Consider the following 14,832-nt stretch of genomic DNA (forward strand, 5'->3'; position numbering starts at 1 on the left):
GTCGTCAGGCCGGCAGGATCTTGCCCGGGTTCATGATCCCCAGCGGATCCAGGGCGTGCTTGATCGAGCGCATGACCGCGATGGCGTCGCCGTGCTCGGCCTCCATGAACCGGATCTTGCCGTAGCCGACCCCGTGCTCGCCGGTGCAGGTGCCGTCCATGCCGATGGCGCGCAGCACCATGCGGTCGTTGTGGGCGATCGCCCGGGCGATCTCGTCCTCGTCGTTCGGGTCGACCACGTAGCCGATATGGAAGTTGCCGTCGCCCACGTGGCCGACGATGCAGCCGACCAGGCCGGAGGCGTCGAGGTCGAGCTTGCTCTCGCGGATGCACTCGGCCAGCCGCGAGATCGGCACGCAGACGTCGGAGGCCATCACCTGGCAGCCGGGTCGCAGGGCGCGGGTCGCGTAGTGCGAGTTGTGCCGGGCCTCCCACAGCTTGCCGCGGTCCTCGGGCTTGGTCGCCCAGCGGAAGTCGCCGCCGAACTCGGCGGCGATCGCCTGCACCGTCTCGGCCTGTTCCCGCACGCCGGCCTCGGTGCCGTGGAACTCGAAGAACAGGGTCGGCACCGGCTCGAAGCCCTCGAGCTTGGAGTGGGCGATGCAGGCGCGCATCTGGGCGTCGTCCAGCAGCTCCACCCGCGCGACCGGAACCCCCGTCTGGATCGTCGCGATCGCGGTGTTCACCGCGCTGTCCAGGTCGGGGAACGGGCAGACCGCCGAAGAGATCGCCTCGGGGATGCCGTACAGCTTCAGCTGGATCTCGGTGATCACCCCGAGGGTGCCCTCCGAGCCGACGAACAACCGGGTCAGGTCGTAGCCGGCGGCGGACTTGCGGGCCCGTCGGGCGGTCTTGATCACGCGGCCGTCGGCCGTCACCACGGTGAGGCTGAGCACGTTGTCGCGCATGGTTCCGTAGCGCACGGCGTTGGTGCCGGAGGCGCGGGTCGCGCACATGCCGCCGATCGAGGCGTCGGCGCCCGGGTCGATCGGAAAGAACAGCCCCTGGTCGCGCAGGTACTCGTTCAGTTGCTTGCGGGTCACGCCGGCCTGGACCCGGCAGTCCAGGTCCTCGGCGTTGACCTCGAGCACGGCGTTCATGCGCGAGAGGTCGACGGTGACGCCACCGGCGCCGGCCCCGATGTGCCCCTCCAGCGAGGTGCCGGTGCCGAACGGGATCACCGGTATGCGATGCGCCGCGCAGATCTCGACGATCGCCGCCACCTCTTCGGTGGAGTCCGCGAAGGCGACCGCGTCGGGCGCCTGGACGGCATGGTAGCTCTCGTCCCGGCCGTGTTGCTCCCGGACCGCCTCGGCTTCCGAGAGACGGTCTCCAAGGCGCTGTCGGAGCGCCGCCAGGGCGGTGCCGAGCGCCGACGGATCGGGACGCGAAACAGAGGCCGCAGGGGCGTTCATGCTGCTTCTCCAGGCACAAGAAAGGGAGACGCCGGACCTTACGGCGCCTCCCTGTCGGGTGCCATGCAATTTGCGCGGTGACCGCCGTCGGGCAGCGGCCGGGGGTGGACCCGGATCAGGCGGCCGGCCGGGCGTCGATACCGCGGGTGTTGAACATCTCGGTCAACTCACCGGTCTCGAACATCTCGCGGACGATGTCGCAGCCGCCGATGAACTCGCCCTTCACGTAGAGCTGCGGAATCGTCGGCCAGGCCGAATACTCCTTGATGCCCTCGCGGATCGACGGGTCCTCGAGCACGTTGATGCCCTTGAACTTGACGCCGAGGTGGCTCAGCACCTGGACCACGACGGCCGAGAAGCCGCACTGCGGGAACACCGGTGTGCCCTTCATGAAGAGCACCACGTCGTTGCTCCCGACCTCCTGGTCGATGCGCTGGCGCAGGGTGTCGTCGAGCATCCTGGAAATCCTCCTTTTCCGGCGGCGAGCGGCTATTCCGGCGTCGCCGTCTGCAGTGCAAGGGCGTGGAGCTCGGTGCCCATCCGCCCCTGCAGGGCCTTGTACACCATCTGGTGCTGCTGAACGCGGTTCTTTCCCGTGAAGGCAGCGGACACGACATGGCATGCGTAGTGGTCGCCGTCGCCGCGCAGGTCCTCGATGGTCACCTGCGCGTCGGGCAGGGCGGCCTTGATCAGCCGCTCGATGTCACCCGCGTCCATTGCCATCAGGCCTCTCCTCTCCCCTCTCAGGCGCCGCCGGCCATGTAGTCCGGCAGCCATGCCTCGTGCCGTCGCCGCAGCGTCTCCACCGATATGAGATCGCCGGCCCCGACTGTCAAATCACCGTCCGCCGTCACCGCACCGACCGTCATGGCCGGGACGCCGGCAGCCGCCGCCGCCGCCAGCACGCCGCCGGCGTCGGAGGTGGCGACCACGTAGCGGCCCTGATCCTCGCCGAAACACCAGGCGTGCGCCAGTGCCGCGGTCGGCACCTCCAGCGTCGCACCGAGGCCGCGGGCGGCGAGCGCCATCTCGGCGACCGCGACCAGCAGGCCGCCGTCGCCGACGTCGTGGCAGGCCGACACCCTGCCGTCGCGGATCAGGCCGCGGACCAGGTCGCCGGTCCGCCGTTCGGCGGCGAGGTCGAGCGGCGGCGGCGCGCCTTCCTCGCGGCCTTCGATCTCGCGCAGGTACAGCGAGGCGCCGAGCCAGCCGTCGGTCCGGTCCGCCGGCTGGCCGATCGCCACCAGGGTCTCGCCGGCGGCCTTCAGGGCCGGGGTGCACAGCTTGTGGACGTCGTCGATCAGGCCGACGCCGCCGATCACCGGGGTCGGCAGGATCGCCTGGCCCTCGGTCTCGTTGTAGAGCGACACGTTGCCGGACACGACCGGGTAGTCCAGCGCCCGACAGGCGGCACCCATGCCGGCTACCGCGCCGACGATCTGGCCCATGATCTCCGGCTTCTGCGGGTTGCCGAAGTTCAGGTTGTTGGTGACCGCCAGCGGACGGCCGCCGACCGCGGTGATGTTGCGCCAGGTCTCGACCACCGCGTGGGCGCCGCCGGTCTCCGGGTCGGCCAGGCAGTAGCGCGGCGTGCAGTCGACGGTCAGGGCCAGGCCCCGGTCGGTGTCCTGCACCCGGACCACGCCGGAATCGGCGCCCGGCCGGATCATGGTGTCGCCCATCACCAGGTGGTCGTACTGCTCCCAGATCCAGCGCCGGCTGGCCATGTCCGGGCATTCCAGCAGCCGCGCGAGGGGACCCGTCAGGCTGTCCGGTGCCGGCACGTCGGCGGCGGCGATCACCGGCCGCTTCGGCGACGGCACGTGCGGCCGGTCGTATTCCGGCGCCTCGGTGACCAGCGGGCCGACCGGGATGTCGGCCTGCACCGCACCGTCCTTCTTCAGGACGATCCGGCCGGTCTCGGTGACCGTGCCGATCACCGCGAAGTCCAGGTCCCACTTGTCGAAGACCGCCTTGGCCTCGGCCTCGGACTCCGGACGGATGATCATGAGCATCCGTTCCTGGCTTTCCGACAGCATGATCTCGTAGGCCGTCATGCCGGTCTCGCGGACCGGCACCTTGTCCAGGTCGAGCTCGATGCCGAGGCCGCCCTTGCCGGCCATTTCGACGCTCGAGGAGGTCAGGCCGGCGGCCCCCATGTCCTGGATCGCGATGATGCAGTCCTTCTGCATCAGCTCCAGGCAGGCCTCGATCAGCAGCTTCTCGGTGAACGGGTCGCCGACCTGCACGGTCGGCCGCTTCTCCTCGGAGTCCTCGCTGAACTCCGCCGACGCCATGGTGGCGCCGTGGATGCCGTCGCGGCCGGTCTTGGCGCCGACGTAGACCACGGCGTTCCCGGGACCGGCGGCGGCCGAGTAGAAGATCCGGTCGGTCCTGGCGAGGCCGACGGTCATCGCGTTGACCAGGATGTTGCCGTTGTAGGCCGGGTGGAAGTTCACCTCGCCGGCCACCGTCGGCACCCCGACGCAGTTGCCGTAGCCGCCGATGCCGGCGACCACGCCGTGCACCAGGTGGCGGGTCTTGGGATGGTCGGGGCTGCCGAAGCGCAGCGCGTTCAGGTTGGCGATCGGCCGCGCGCCCATGGTGAACACGTCGCGCAGGATGCCGCCGACGCCGGTCGCAGCACCCTGGTAGGGCTCGATGAAGCTCGGGTGGTTGTGGCTCTCGATCTTGAAGATCGCCGCCAGCCCGTCGCCGATGTCGATCACGCCGGCGTTCTCGCCCGGGCCCTGGATCACGCAGGGGCCCTCGGTCGGCAGGGTCTTCAGCCAGCGCTTCGACGACTTGTAGGAGCAGTGCTCCGACCACATCACCGAGAAGATGCCGAGCTCGGTGATGTTCGGCTCGCGGCCCATGATCTTGAGGAGGACCTGGTACTCGTCCTCGGACAGGCCGTGCTCGGCGACCACCTCGGGCGTGATCGCGACGTTCGGGATGCTCATGAAGGTCCTCTTACGCCAGCGCGCGGGCCAGGCCGTCGAACAGGCCGCGCCCGTCGGTGCCGCCGTGCAGCGGGTCGATCGCGTCCTCGGGATGCGGCATCAGGCCGAGCACCGTCTTGGTGTCGTTGAAGATGCCGGCGATGTTCCGGCGCGACCCGTTCGGGTTGGCGGCGTCGCTTTCCGAGCCGGTCTCGTCGACGTAGCGGAACGCGACCAGCCCGCGATCCTCCAGGCGGTCCAGGGTGGTGTCGTCGGCGAAGTAGTTGCCGTCGTTGTGGGCGACCGGCACCGCGATGGTCTGGCCGTCGGCGTAGCCGCTGGTGAACACCGACTGCGCGGTCTCGACCCGCAGGTGAACGTTCTTGCAGACGAATTTCAGCCCGGCGTTGCGCATCAGCGCGCCCGGCAGCAGCCCGGCCTCCGTCAGGATCTGGAAGCCGTTGCACACGCCCAGCACCGGCACGCCCTTGTCGGCCCGCTCCTTGACCGTCCGCATGACCGGCGAATGGGCGCCCATGGCGCCGGCCCGCAGGTAGTCGCCGTAGGAGAACCCGCCGGGCACCACGATCAGGTCGACGTCCGGCAGCTCGGTGTCCTTGTGCCAGACCATGACCGGGTCGCTTCCGAAGGAGCGCCTGAGCGCCATCACCATGTCGCGTTCGCGGTTCGAGCCGGGGAAGACGATGATGGCGGTTCTCATGGGCGCTCCGGAGGCGTCGCAAGGGGGCGTCACGGTGAGCCGGAACCTAGGTCCGACGCGTCGCCGACGCAAGCGTGCTGGACGCATGGCGGCTATCGATCGGCGGCGGCGGCCTGCAGCCCTTCTTCGGGTCCCGCGATCCGCTCCCGCGGCAGGCGAATCGTGATGGTCGTTCCCTTGCCGACCGCGCTGTCCAGGCTCAGCGCGCCGCCGTGCACCTCGACGAACGCCTTGGTCAGGGGCAGCCCCAGGCCGACCCCCTCGTAGCGGCGGGTCAGGCGGTTGTCCGCCTGCTCGAACGGCCTGAGCACCTTGCCGTGATCCGCCGGGTCGATGCCGATGCCGTCGTCCGCCACGCTGATCGCCACGCCGTCGCCGTCGACCTCCGCGGCCACCCGGATGTGCCCGTCGGCGGTCGTGAACTTGGCGGCGTTCGACACCAGGTTGATCAGGATCTGGCGGATCAGCCGGGCATCGGCGCTCAGGGGCGGGAACTGGTCGGGAATGTCGACGAGGATCTCGGCGACCTGCTGCCCGCGCCGCGCCTTGACCATGGCGACGGCGGACTGGGCCTCGGAACGCAGGTCGACCCGGCCGAGCCGCAGCCGGATCTGCCCCATCTCGATCCGCGACAGGTCCAGGACGTCCTCGATCAGGCTCAGGAGATGCTGGCCGCTGACCTGGATGTCCTGGACGTAGCCTTCGTAGTGTCGGTTGCCGAGCGGTCCGAACACCCGGTTCACCATCAGGTCGGAGAACCCGATGATGGCGTTGAGCGGGGTCCGCAACTCGTGGCTCACCGTCGCCAGGAACAGGCTCTTGGCCCGGTTGGCGACCTCCGCCTGGCGCAGCGCCTCCTGCAGCTCGCGACGGGCCCGGGCCAGTTCCTGGCTGAACTCGGTCTCGTCGGAGGAGGTCCCGCGGTAGCCGGTGAACGTCCCGGCCTCGTCGAACACCGGGACCCCGGAGACCCGCCAGAATCTGGTCGACCCGTCGGGGGCGGGGACTTCGTACCGGAAGTCCCGGAACGGCTGGTGGGCCTCCAGGGCGGCCTTGTGTGCGGCCAGATGGGCATCGTCCTCGGGATCCCGGCCGATGACTTCCCACCTGGTCTTGCCGATCAGTTGCGAGACCGGCGGAAAGCGCCGCGCCACCTTGGTGTCGACGACCATGGTGAAGCGCTGATTGGCGTCCGTTTCCCAGAACCTGTCTGAACTGGCGTTCACGAAGTCATGGAAGCGCTGCTCGCTGTCGCGGTAGGCCTGCTCGACGCGCTTCAGCTCGGTGACGTCCTGCGACGAGGTGATGGTTCCGCCGTCCGGCAGGCGGTGGTCGCGGATCAGCACCCATCGGCCGCCCGGCGTGCGGGTGGTCAGGCTGCGACCGCCGAGCCGGTGCAGCTCGACGCGGTGGGCGACGTAGGCCTCCGGGTCGGCGAGCGCGTCCGGGACCTGGCCCGCCGCGACGCGGTCGCGGACATGCTCCTCGAAGGTCATGCCGAGGCGCAACGGCGTTCCCGCCGCCTGGTTGAGCTTCTGGACCCGGGCGTTGGCGTACACCAGCCGGTCGTCGACGTCCCAGACATGGAACCCGTCGGTCACGTAGTCGAGGGCGAGCATCAGGCCTTCGAACGAGATGCTCGGCACGACCAGGTCCGGGCTCGCGCGGGCATGCTCGCGGTAGGTCGTCACCACGCCGCCGTCGGGAAGCGGCCGCCGCACGAGTTCGACCTGGGTGCCGTTCGCACGGGTTACCTCGACGCGCTGGGCCACGGGACGGCGGGCGGGGTGGATCCACTCCCGGGCCTGCATCTGGTCGTCGCGCGGTCCGTACGCGCTCCTTCCACCCTCGAACTGGAGGAAGCTGTCCAGGGGCGTCCCCGGCGTGGCGAACTCGGCCGGGTACTCGAACAACTCGATGAAGCGCTTGTTGCAGTAGACCAGCGCGAGGTCGCGATCGAACACCGAGATTCCGATGTCGGTGTGGTCGAGCGCCGCTATGAGGGCGCCGACTTCCGGCGGCGGTGTCGTCGGATCGGGCAAGACTTCACTCCGACAGGCCTTCGCACGTTCCCGACTACTGTAGCGGAGGCCATCCGAATTCCAAGGGACGCGGCTTGACGGGCACCGCGAACGGCACGATTTTCCACAACACACACCTCAGGGAGCATGGCCCGATGGCCAATCGACCCCGCCGGATGTTGCGTTTCCTCGCCGGTCACCTCGCCGTCGGCACGGCCGCCGCGGCGGTGTTCGTCGGCGCGCTGCTGGCGACCGATGCGCTCGGCCTGGCGTCGCTGGCGCGCGCCGATGCGAACGGCTGGGTCGCCGTCGCGCTGCTGGCGGTCGGGGTATGGGTGACGTTCGGCAGCCTGGCGATGGGAGCCGGGATCATGTACGTCGACAAGGATCCGGAGAGCGGCGGCGGGCTCCGGCTCGGCCTTCGCCCGACGCTCGTGCCGGTCAGGCTTCGATCCGGATCGCGTAGTTCTCGATGACCGTATTCGCGAGAAGCTTCTCGCACATCGACTTCACGGTCGCCTGAGCCTTGCCGGCATCGGCTTCGTCGAGGTCGATCTCGATGACCTTGCCCTGCCGGACCTCGCCGACACCCGAGAACCCGAGGGTGTCGAGAGCGTGGCCGATCGCCTTGCCCTGGGGGTCCAGGACGCCGGGCTTCAGGGTGACGTGAACAATCGCCTTCATCGGTCCTCCGCCTACTGCATCGCCTGCGGACCCTTGAGGTCCATCGGGCCGGCCTCCGGCAGCACCCCGAGGCGGCGGGCGACCTCCTGATAGGCCTCCTCCACCCCGCCCAGGTCCCGGCGGAATCGGTCCTTGTCCATCTTCTCGTTGGTCCGGATGTCCCAGAGCCGGCAGTTGTCCGGGCTGATCTCGTCGGCCACGACGACCTGGATCTCGTCGTGCTCGTTGTACAGCCGGCCGAACTCCAGCTTGAAGTCGACCAGCCGCAGGCCGACGCCCAGGAACAGCCCGATCAGGAAGTCGTTGATGCGCAGCGCCAGGGCGACCATGTCGTCGAGATCCTGGGTGCCGGCCCAACCGAACGCCGTGATGTGCTCCTCGGTGACCATCGGGCTGCCGAGCTCGTCGGACTTGTAGTAGTACTCGATGATCGAGCGCGGCAGGATGGTGCCTTCCTCGAGCCCGAAGCGCTCGGCCAGCGAGCCGGCGGCGACGTTGCGGACCACGATCTCGATCGGGATGATCTCGACCTCGCGCACCAGCTGCTCGCGCATGTTGAGGCGGCGCATGAAGTGCGTCGGCACGCCGATCTCGGACAGCCGGGTCATCAGGAACTCGCTGATCCGGTTGTTCAGCACGCCCTTGCCGGTGATGACGCCCTTCTTCTGGTTGTTGAAGGCAGTGGCGTCGTCCTTGAAGTACTGGATAAGAGTGCCGGGCTCGGGTCCTTCGTAGAGAACCTTCGCCTTGCCCTCGTAGAGCTTGCGGCGTCTGGCCATGAGGCGGTCTCCGGGGCCACGCGTCGGTGCGCGCGGGCGGGCGTCGTGTTGTTCGGATCGGCATCCGCGGCGCGCCGGCGTTACCGAGCCGGTCCTATAGCAGCACGCTTGGCGAAACTCAATCGGCCGGCTCGGCCGCCCGTTCCACCGGTTCGACCGCGATCCTCTCGAAGCCCGTCCGGTCCGGCCGGCCGGGCGCGAACCGGAACACCGGCTTGCCGCCGCCGGGGGCCGGCAGGGCGATCATGGCGGCGCTGCTGGTCCCGAACTCGCCGGGGCCGGAGATCGTCATCGCGCCGCCGGGGCCGGCCTCGGCGGCGTGGTCGGTGGCGCCCATCAGCATTTCCCAGACCGCCCAGTCGTCGGCCGCCGGGTCGGGGGCGGGGGCGGCGCGGAACCGGTCCAGGTAGCGCGCAGTGCGGGGCGAGCCGGCCCGGTCGTTCAGGTCGTGGGCGGTCAGCATCGACACGCCGGCCGGCACCGGGCTGACATCGACCCCGCCGCCGTCGATCCCGCCGCCGTCGCCGCGATGCGCCAGCCAGAACGCGTCGCGGCTGTCGGCCAGCAGCATGTTGAACGGCCGGTAGCTGTCCGGCTCCAGGGCGCCGAGCGCGTGCGCCGCATCGGCGGCATCGGCGTGGTCCAGTGCCTCGAGCACCAACTCGCCGCGCGAGCGCTTGCCGGGCGCCGGCCCGAGGGTGCCGTGGCGGTTGAGGATGCAGGCGACCACGCCGTGGTCGTTGATGCCGAGCCAGCTGCCGCCGGCCAGGACGTCGAGCCCGGCAACGATCTCCGGCCGGTCCGGCCAGTGCCGGTCCGGCGCGCGCCAGGGCCGGCCGGCCAGCTCGTCGCGGTTCGCGGCCATGATCAGGGGCCAGGGAGCGCCGGGTCGGCGCAGGATGACGACGGTGCACATGACCGGTCGAAAGTGGCGACATGCACCGTGTTGCGCAAGGCTGAGATCGGCCGTTCACAACCCGGAACGTGCAGTGTATGGTCCGCGCGCTTTCAGCCGACAGGGTTCCAGGAGGGCCGTGATGAGTGGGTTCCAGGATCGCGAGCGCGCCGAGGAAACGCGTTTCGCCCACGATGCCGAACTGACCTTCAAGGCGACCGTCCGCCGCGATCGTCGCATCGGTCTCTGGATCGCCGAGGAGTTCCTGGGCCTCGACGGCGAGGCCGCCGCGAACTTCGCGAGCGAAGTGGTCGCGTCCGACTTCGAGAAGCCGGGCGACGACGACGTGGTCGAGTTCGTCCTCAAGCGGGTTGCCGATGCCGGCGGCGAGCTGACCGAGGCGCGCCTCCGTCATCGCATGGACGAGCTGCTGCGCGAGGCCGTGGCCGAGCTGAAGGCCGGGTCCTGACCGGCGGTTCCTGCCCGGCGGTGCCGCGATGTCCGCTGCCGTGACGCCGGATGCCGCGACGGCGGGCACCGTTCGCGTCCCGGTGCTGGCGCCCGGCGATCGCGTGCCGAACCTGACGCTGCCCGACCTGGCGGGCCGTACCCGACGGCTCTACCGAGAGATCGTCGGCGGACCGATCCTGGTCGTCACCGTTCCCGATCCGCTGACCGGCCCGGGGCGCGCCGCGCTGGACGGCCTGGCGCGCCACGCCGGCCGGATCCGCAGCGCCGGCGCCCACGGCTTCGTCCTGACCCGCCGGCCGCCGGCCGATCCCGACGAGCTCGGGGCGCAGGTGTGGATCGACCCGTACGGCGACGCGATGGCGCTGTTCCGGCCGCCGCTACCGAACGGCGGGCAGTCGGTGGCTTCGGCCGCCGTGCTCGATGCCAATCAGCGCCTGGTGGCGATCTTCGCCGCCGAGGATCATGCCGACCCGGTGAGCGAGGCGGCCGGCCTCGTCGCGACCGTGGCCGCGGCGATGGCGGCTGCCCCCCGGGACCTCGACCGGACGGCCCCGGTGCTCACCCTGCCGCGCCTGCTGCCGGATGCGTTGTGCGACCGGCTGGCCGCCGTGGGGGCCGGCCGGGCGGTCGACGACCGCGAGCTGACGCAGGCGGTGGCGCAGCGGCTGGGCGCCCGGCTCGGCAACGAGATCCGGCGGGTCTTCCAGTTCCGGCCGGTGCTGCGGTTCGAGCCGTTTCGGGTCGTCGACGCCGCCGGTGCCGCCGGAAGCACGCGCGGCGCCGACGAGGAGTATCCGCGCCGGCGATTCGTGGTGCTGGTCGGGTTGACCGCCGGGGATGCCGCGCCGGGGATCGTGTTCCCGGAGTACGGCCCGCACGCCTACCGGCTGCAGCAGGGAGCTGCCGCAGCGTTCTCGTGCGAGCTGCTGTACCGGCTCGAGGCGGAAGCCCCGACGCCGCTGTTCGCCACCATCCTGGCGGAACAGCCGCAGCAGGGCTGAGGGTCCGGGGCCGAACGTTGCGTGTCGGGGCCGGGCGTCAGGCCCGGCCGAACACCCGCCGGAACACCGTGTCGACATGTTTGGTGTGGTAGCCGAGGTCGAACAGGGCGTCGAGCTCGGCCGGCGACAGCGCCGCGGTAACTTCCTTGTCCGCTCCAAGAAGCGCCCGGAAGTCCTTGCCCTCCAACCAAACCGGCATGGCGTTGCGCTGCACCAGGCGATAGGCGTCCTCGCGGCTAACCCCCTTCTGGGTTAGAGCCAGCATGACCCGCTGGCTGTGGATCAGCCCGCCCAGCTTGTCGAGATTCGCCTGCATGTTCTCGGGGTAGACAATCAGCTTCTCGACCACGCCGGTCAGGCGGGCCAGCGCGAAGTCCAGGGTGACGGTCGCGTCCGGGCCGATCATGCGCTCGACCGAGGAGTGGCTGATGTCGCGCTCGTGCCACAGCGCCACGTTCTCCATGGCCGGCACCACGGTCATCCGGACCAGCCGGGCGAGCCCGGTCAGGTTCTCGGTCAGCACCGGGTTGCGCTTGTGCGGCATCGCCGACGAGCCCTTCTGCTTCTCGCTGAAGAATTCCTCGGCCTCGCGCACCTCGGTGCGCTGCAGGTGGCGGATCTCGGTGGCCAGCCGCTCGACCGACGAGGCGACCACGCCCAGCACCGCGAAGAACATGGCGTGGCGGTCGCGCGGGATCACCTGGGTCGACACCGGCTCCGGCTCCAGGCCGAGCGCCTTGGCGACGTGCTCCTCGACCCGCGGGTCGATGTTGGCGAAGGTGCCGACGGCGCCGGAGATCGCGCAGGTGGCGATCTCCTTGCGGGCGATCAGCAGGCGCTCGCGGGCGCGCTGGAACTCGGCGTGGTAGCCGGCGAGCTTGAGGCCGAAGGTCACCGGCTCGGCGTGGATGCCGTGGCTGCGGCCGACGGTCGGGGTGTCCTTGTACTCGAAGGCGCGGCGCTCGATGGCGGCCAGCAACTGGTCGACGTCCTCGATCAGGATGTCGGCGGCGCGCACCAGCTGCACGGCGAGGCAGGTGTCGAGCACGTCCGACGAGGTCATGCCCTGGTGGACGAAGCGCGCCTCCGGCCCGACATGCTCGGCCAGGTTGGTCAGGAACGCGATGACGTCGTGCTTGACCTCGGCCTCGATGGCGTCGATCCGCTCGACCTCGAAGGCGCCGCGCTCCCACACCGCCTTGGCGGCCTCCTTCGGGATCACGCCGAGCTCGGCCTGGGCGTCGCAGGCATGCGCCTCGATCTCGAACCAGATCCGGAACTTGCTCTCGGGCGCCCAGATGGCGGCCATCTTCTCGCGGGAATAGCGCGGAATCATGCGGGCGGCACTCCGTCGTCGATCGGTAGCGGGCTTCTAGCACCGGGGTCGGGGGCTGTCACCCGGTCCGGGCGCAACCGAGCCATGACCGCCGCGGCCAGCTCCGCCCTCGGGCGGCCGCCGTCGAGCCGCAGGACCGGGCAGGGCAGGGTGGCCAGCCAGGCCTCGTGGCGGCGCAGGCTGCGGCCGGCGAGGTCGCCGTCGTCGTAGCCGGCGGCCCATTCCAGGAAGGCCGCGGTGCGTTCGTGGTTCGGGCCGCCCGGGGCGGTCGCCTCGGCGCCGTAGCGGACCGCCTCGCGGCGGCGCAGGCGCTCGATGCGGTCGCGGGTGGCGGTCTGCAGGAACACCACCAGGTCGAGGGACGGGATCAGCGGGTCGCCCCAGCCGCACAGCGAGCCGCTCAGCACCCAGGCCGGCCGTGGCACGAACAGCGCCTCCATCAGCCGGAGACGCTCCTCGGCCGGCCGCGGCCGGCTGTAGGGCGGGTCGGTCGGCTCCCAGAAATAGTCGTCGGAATCGTGGTGCGGGACCGCCAGCGCCAACGCCAGGGTCCGGCCGAGCGTGGTGGTTCCGGAGCCCGAGGCGCCCAGGATGTGGACGCGGCAGGTGGCCATGGTCGGATGCCTCCGTGTGCGGGGAACCGGCGCCATCCTAGCGCCCCGGCCGGGCGAGGGAAGGCAACGGAACGTCGCATCGGTCGCGAGGTGTCTCCGGCGGTCGGGGGGCGGAAATGACGGGTCAATCGCCGGTGGCGGGCCTATAGTCGACGATATGGAACGCAGGCTCGCTGCCATCCTGGCGGCCGACATGGTCGGCTTCAGCAGCCAGATGGAGGCCGACGAACTCGGCACGCTGGCGCGGCTGAGGGCGACCCGGCTCGAAGTGACGGAGCCGGAAATCTCGGCGCATGGGGGACGGGTCTTCAAGACCACCGGCGACGGCTTCCTGGCCGAGTTCCCGAGCGCCATCGCGGCCCTGAACTGCGCCGTCGACATGCAGCGGACGATCGGCCTGCGCAACGTCGACCGTGCCCCGGGCGAGTGGACCGTCTTCCGCATGGCGCTCAACATCGGCGACGTCATCGTCGAGGACGACGACGTCTACGGCGACGGGGTCAACATCGCCGCACGGCTCGAGCCGCTGGCGCCGCCGGGCGGCGTCGTGGTCTCGCAGGCCGTGCGCGAGCAGCTCCGCAACAAGGTCCCGGTCGGCTTCCAGCCGCTCGGCCCGCAGCGCCTGAAGAACATCGCCCAGCCGGTGGAGGTGTACCGGGTGGCGGTCGACGCCCCGGACACGGGTGGCGCCGGTGGGGGACGGACGACCGAGCCGTCGCCGGACCATGTCCCGGTCCTGGCGATCCTGCCGTTCGACAGTCTGAGCCGGGACTCCGAGCAGGACCCCGTCGCCGGCGGCATCACCGAGGACCTGATCACCACGCTGTCGCAGATCGGCACCCTGTCGGTGGTCGCGCGCAACACCGCCTTCGCGTACCGGAACCGGACCGTCACCGCGAAGCAGGTCGGCGCCGAGCTGAAGGCCGACTTCGTGCTGACCGGCAGCGTGCGGCAGGCCGGCGACCGGCTGCGGATCACCGCACAGCTGACCGACGCCCGCGCCGAGGTGCAGGTCTGGACCGGGCGCTACGACCGGCAGATCGCCGACATCTTCGCCATGCAGGACGAGCTGACCCTGACCATCGCGACCGCCCTGCAGGTGAAGCTGACCGAGGGCGAGCAGGCCAGGCTGCGCTACACGACGACCGACAACGTGACGGCGTGGATGCACTTCATCCGCGGCCTCAGCCTGTTCCGCACGGTCAGCGCCGATACCTACCGCCAGGCCCGGGCGAGCTTCGAGCAGGCCCTGGCGCACGATCCGGACTCGGCGCAGATCCACGCCATGCTGGCCTGCGTGCACGCCATCGAGGGCCGGTTCTACTGGACCGCCGACCGCGACGGGTCGCTCGACCTGGCGAAGCGGCACGCCGACGAGGCGCTGGCGCGCGATCCCGGCAACGCCGACGCCTATGCCGCGCTCGGGTACTGGCACATGGGCTACCGGCGGCTCGCGGAGTCGACCGCGGCCTATGCCCGGGCGGTCGAGCTGGCGCCGGACCACGCCGACCTCCGGGCGCTCTACGCGCTCGCGCTGACCTTCGCCGAGCGGGCCGACGAGGCGATCGCGCAGGCGCAAGCGGCGATCCGGCTGAATCCGCTGGATCCCGGCTGGTATCGCGGCGTGCTGGGGCACGCCTTCCGCTATGCCGGGCGGCTGGACGACGCGATCGCGGTGCTGTCGGACTACAATCGCTGCTCGCCCGGCTTCGGGCTCGTCGACCTGGTGCTGACCCATGCCGACGCCGGCGATCCTGAACGGGCGGCGCAATGCGCCCGCGACCTGCTGTCGGCGCGGCCGGACTTCACCATCGAGCGCTGGAGCCTGACCCAGAACTGCGCGGACCTCGAGCGCCTGGAGACCGACCGGAAATCGCTCGCCGCGGCCGGATTGCCTTAGCTGCCGACGGAACGGTTGTGCGCGCGAGCCCGACACGCCACCTTGCGGTCGGGA

Annotated in this window: 15 protein-coding genes; 4 read left to right on the forward strand and 11 right to left on the reverse strand. The window is 70.6% G+C overall.

The features are described from left to right. Positions 1-4: 4 nt before the first annotated feature. From IE246_RS24325 to IE246_RS24350, 6 genes are all read right to left on the reverse strand, one after another. Positions 5-1,414, reverse strand: a complete 1,410-nt coding sequence (locus IE246_RS24325; RefSeq protein WP_189994624.1) for an FAD-binding oxidoreductase — start codon at positions 1,412-1,414, stop codon at positions 5-7. Positions 1,415-1,529: 115 nt separating this feature from the next. After that, positions 1,530-1,871: a Grx4 family monothiol glutaredoxin gene (grxD, locus tag IE246_RS24330; RefSeq protein ID WP_189994625.1), complete on the reverse strand. Its 342-nt coding sequence runs from the start codon at positions 1,869-1,871 to the stop codon at positions 1,530-1,532. A 32-nt stretch (positions 1,872-1,903) separates the two neighbouring features. Next, on the reverse strand, positions 1,904-2,137 hold the full coding sequence (locus IE246_RS24335) for a BolA family protein (RefSeq protein WP_189994627.1): 234 nt from the start codon (positions 2,135-2,137) through the stop codon (positions 1,904-1,906). Positions 2,138-2,157: 20 nt separating this feature from the next. Continuing rightward, a complete protein-coding gene (purL, locus tag IE246_RS24340) occupies positions 2,158-4,377 on the reverse strand; it encodes a phosphoribosylformylglycinamidine synthase subunit PurL (protein ID WP_189994629.1) in 2,220 nt (739 codons plus the stop codon). 10 nt (positions 4,378-4,387) lie between these two features. Beyond that, a complete protein-coding gene (purQ, locus tag IE246_RS24345; RefSeq protein ID WP_189994631.1) occupies positions 4,388-5,077 on the reverse strand; it encodes a phosphoribosylformylglycinamidine synthase subunit PurQ in 690 nt (229 codons plus the stop codon). Between the two features lie 92 nt (positions 5,078-5,169). Continuing rightward, complete coding sequence (locus IE246_RS24350; protein WP_189994633.1) at positions 5,170-7,119, reverse strand: PAS-domain containing protein; 1,950 nt, start codon at positions 7,117-7,119, stop codon at positions 5,170-5,172. 134 nt (positions 7,120-7,253) lie between these two features. Between IE246_RS24350 and IE246_RS24355 the strand changes: the two genes are divergently transcribed. Further along, positions 7,254-7,574 carry a hypothetical protein gene (locus tag IE246_RS24355; RefSeq protein WP_189994635.1) on the forward strand — a complete coding sequence of 107 codons (321 nt, stop codon included), beginning with the start codon at positions 7,254-7,256 and terminating at the stop codon, positions 7,572-7,574. Here the strand turns inward: IE246_RS24355 and purS are convergent. The 3 genes from purS to IE246_RS24370 form a co-directional block, all read right to left on the reverse strand. Continuing rightward, positions 7,540-7,782 (reverse strand): phosphoribosylformylglycinamidine synthase subunit PurS, encoded by a 243-nt coding sequence (purS, locus tag IE246_RS24360; RefSeq protein WP_189994637.1) that lies wholly within the window; start codon positions 7,780-7,782, stop codon positions 7,540-7,542. The two genes, IE246_RS24355 and purS, sit on opposite strands and share 35 nt — an antisense overlap. 11 nt (positions 7,783-7,793) lie before the next feature. Continuing rightward, entirely contained in the window at positions 7,794-8,561 is a 768-nt protein-coding gene (purC, locus tag IE246_RS24365; RefSeq protein WP_189994639.1) for a phosphoribosylaminoimidazolesuccinocarboxamide synthase, read from the reverse strand. A 118-nt stretch (positions 8,562-8,679) separates the two neighbouring features. Next, positions 8,680-9,477, reverse strand: coding sequence for an NRDE family protein (locus IE246_RS24370; protein WP_189994641.1), 798 nt, complete (start codon positions 9,475-9,477; stop codon positions 8,680-8,682). Between the two features lie 121 nt (positions 9,478-9,598). Between IE246_RS24370 and IE246_RS24375 the strand changes: the two genes are divergently transcribed. Then, on the forward strand, positions 9,599-9,925 hold the full coding sequence (locus tag IE246_RS24375; RefSeq protein WP_189994643.1) for a DUF1476 domain-containing protein: 327 nt from the start codon (positions 9,599-9,601) through the stop codon (positions 9,923-9,925). Positions 9,926-9,953: 28 nt separating this feature from the next. After that, a complete protein-coding gene (locus tag IE246_RS24380; RefSeq protein WP_189994645.1) occupies positions 9,954-10,928 on the forward strand; it encodes a hypothetical protein in 975 nt (324 codons plus the stop codon). 37 nt (positions 10,929-10,965) lie between these two features. Here IE246_RS24380 and purB read toward each other — a convergent pair whose 3' ends face one another. Beyond that, positions 10,966-12,264 carry an adenylosuccinate lyase gene (gene purB, locus IE246_RS24385; RefSeq protein ID WP_189994647.1) on the reverse strand — a complete coding sequence of 433 codons (1,299 nt, stop codon included), beginning with the start codon at positions 12,262-12,264 and terminating at the stop codon, positions 10,966-10,968. After that, the gene (locus tag IE246_RS24390; RefSeq protein WP_189994649.1) at positions 12,261-12,878 is read right to left on the reverse strand and encodes a P-loop NTPase family protein; all 618 of its coding nucleotides are present in this window, start codon (positions 12,876-12,878) and stop codon (positions 12,261-12,263) included. Before IE246_RS24390 ends, purB begins: the two co-directional genes overlap by 4 nt. A gap of 157 nt (positions 12,879-13,035) precedes the next feature. On the opposite strand from IE246_RS24390, the gene IE246_RS24395 reads away from it, so the two are divergent. Then, positions 13,036-14,778, forward strand: a complete 1,743-nt coding sequence (locus IE246_RS24395; RefSeq protein ID WP_189994651.1) for an adenylate/guanylate cyclase domain-containing protein — start codon at positions 13,036-13,038, stop codon at positions 14,776-14,778. Positions 14,779-14,832: the final 54 nt, after the last annotated feature.

The organism is Thalassobaculum fulvum (assembly GCF_014652915.1).
Lineage (GTDB): Bacteria > Pseudomonadota > Alphaproteobacteria > Thalassobaculales > Thalassobaculaceae > Thalassobaculum_A > Thalassobaculum_A fulvum.

Bases quoted from the DNA above. Each gene is read 5' to 3' on its own strand.
- IE246_RS24325 (WP_189994624.1), bottom strand. From the start codon at position 1,414: ATGAACGCCCCTGCGGCCTCTGTTTCGCGTCCCGATCCGTCGGCGCTC.
- grxD (WP_189994625.1), bottom strand. From the start codon at position 1,871: ATGCTCGACGACACCCTGCGCCAGCGCATCGACCAGGAGGTCGGGAGC.
- IE246_RS24335 (WP_189994627.1), bottom strand. From the start codon at position 2,137: ATGGCAATGGACGCGGGTGACATCGAGCGGCTGATCAAGGCCGCCCTG.
- purL (WP_189994629.1), bottom strand. From the start codon at position 4,377: ATGAGCATCCCGAACGTCGCGATCACGCCCGAGGTGGTCGCCGAGCAC.
- purQ (WP_189994631.1), bottom strand. From the start codon at position 5,077: ATGAGAACCGCCATCATCGTCTTCCCCGGCTCGAACCGCGAACGCGAC.
- IE246_RS24355 (WP_189994635.1), top strand. From the start codon at position 7,254: ATGGCCAATCGACCCCGCCGGATGTTGCGTTTCCTCGCCGGTCACCTC.
- purS (WP_189994637.1), bottom strand. From the start codon at position 7,782: ATGAAGGCGATTGTTCACGTCACCCTGAAGCCCGGCGTCCTGGACCCC.
- purC (WP_189994639.1), bottom strand. From the start codon at position 8,561: ATGGCCAGACGCCGCAAGCTCTACGAGGGCAAGGCGAAGGTTCTCTAC.
- IE246_RS24370 (WP_189994641.1), bottom strand. From the start codon at position 9,477: ATGTGCACCGTCGTCATCCTGCGCCGACCCGGCGCTCCCTGGCCCCTG.
- IE246_RS24375 (WP_189994643.1), top strand. From the start codon at position 9,599: ATGAGTGGGTTCCAGGATCGCGAGCGCGCCGAGGAAACGCGTTTCGCC.
- IE246_RS24380 (WP_189994645.1), top strand. From the start codon at position 9,954: ATGTCCGCTGCCGTGACGCCGGATGCCGCGACGGCGGGCACCGTTCGC.
- purB (WP_189994647.1), bottom strand. From the start codon at position 12,264: ATGATTCCGCGCTATTCCCGCGAGAAGATGGCCGCCATCTGGGCGCCC.
- IE246_RS24390 (WP_189994649.1), bottom strand. From the start codon at position 12,878: ATGGCCACCTGCCGCGTCCACATCCTGGGCGCCTCGGGCTCCGGAACC.
- IE246_RS24395 (WP_189994651.1), top strand. From the start codon at position 13,036: ATGGAACGCAGGCTCGCTGCCATCCTGGCGGCCGACATGGTCGGCTTC.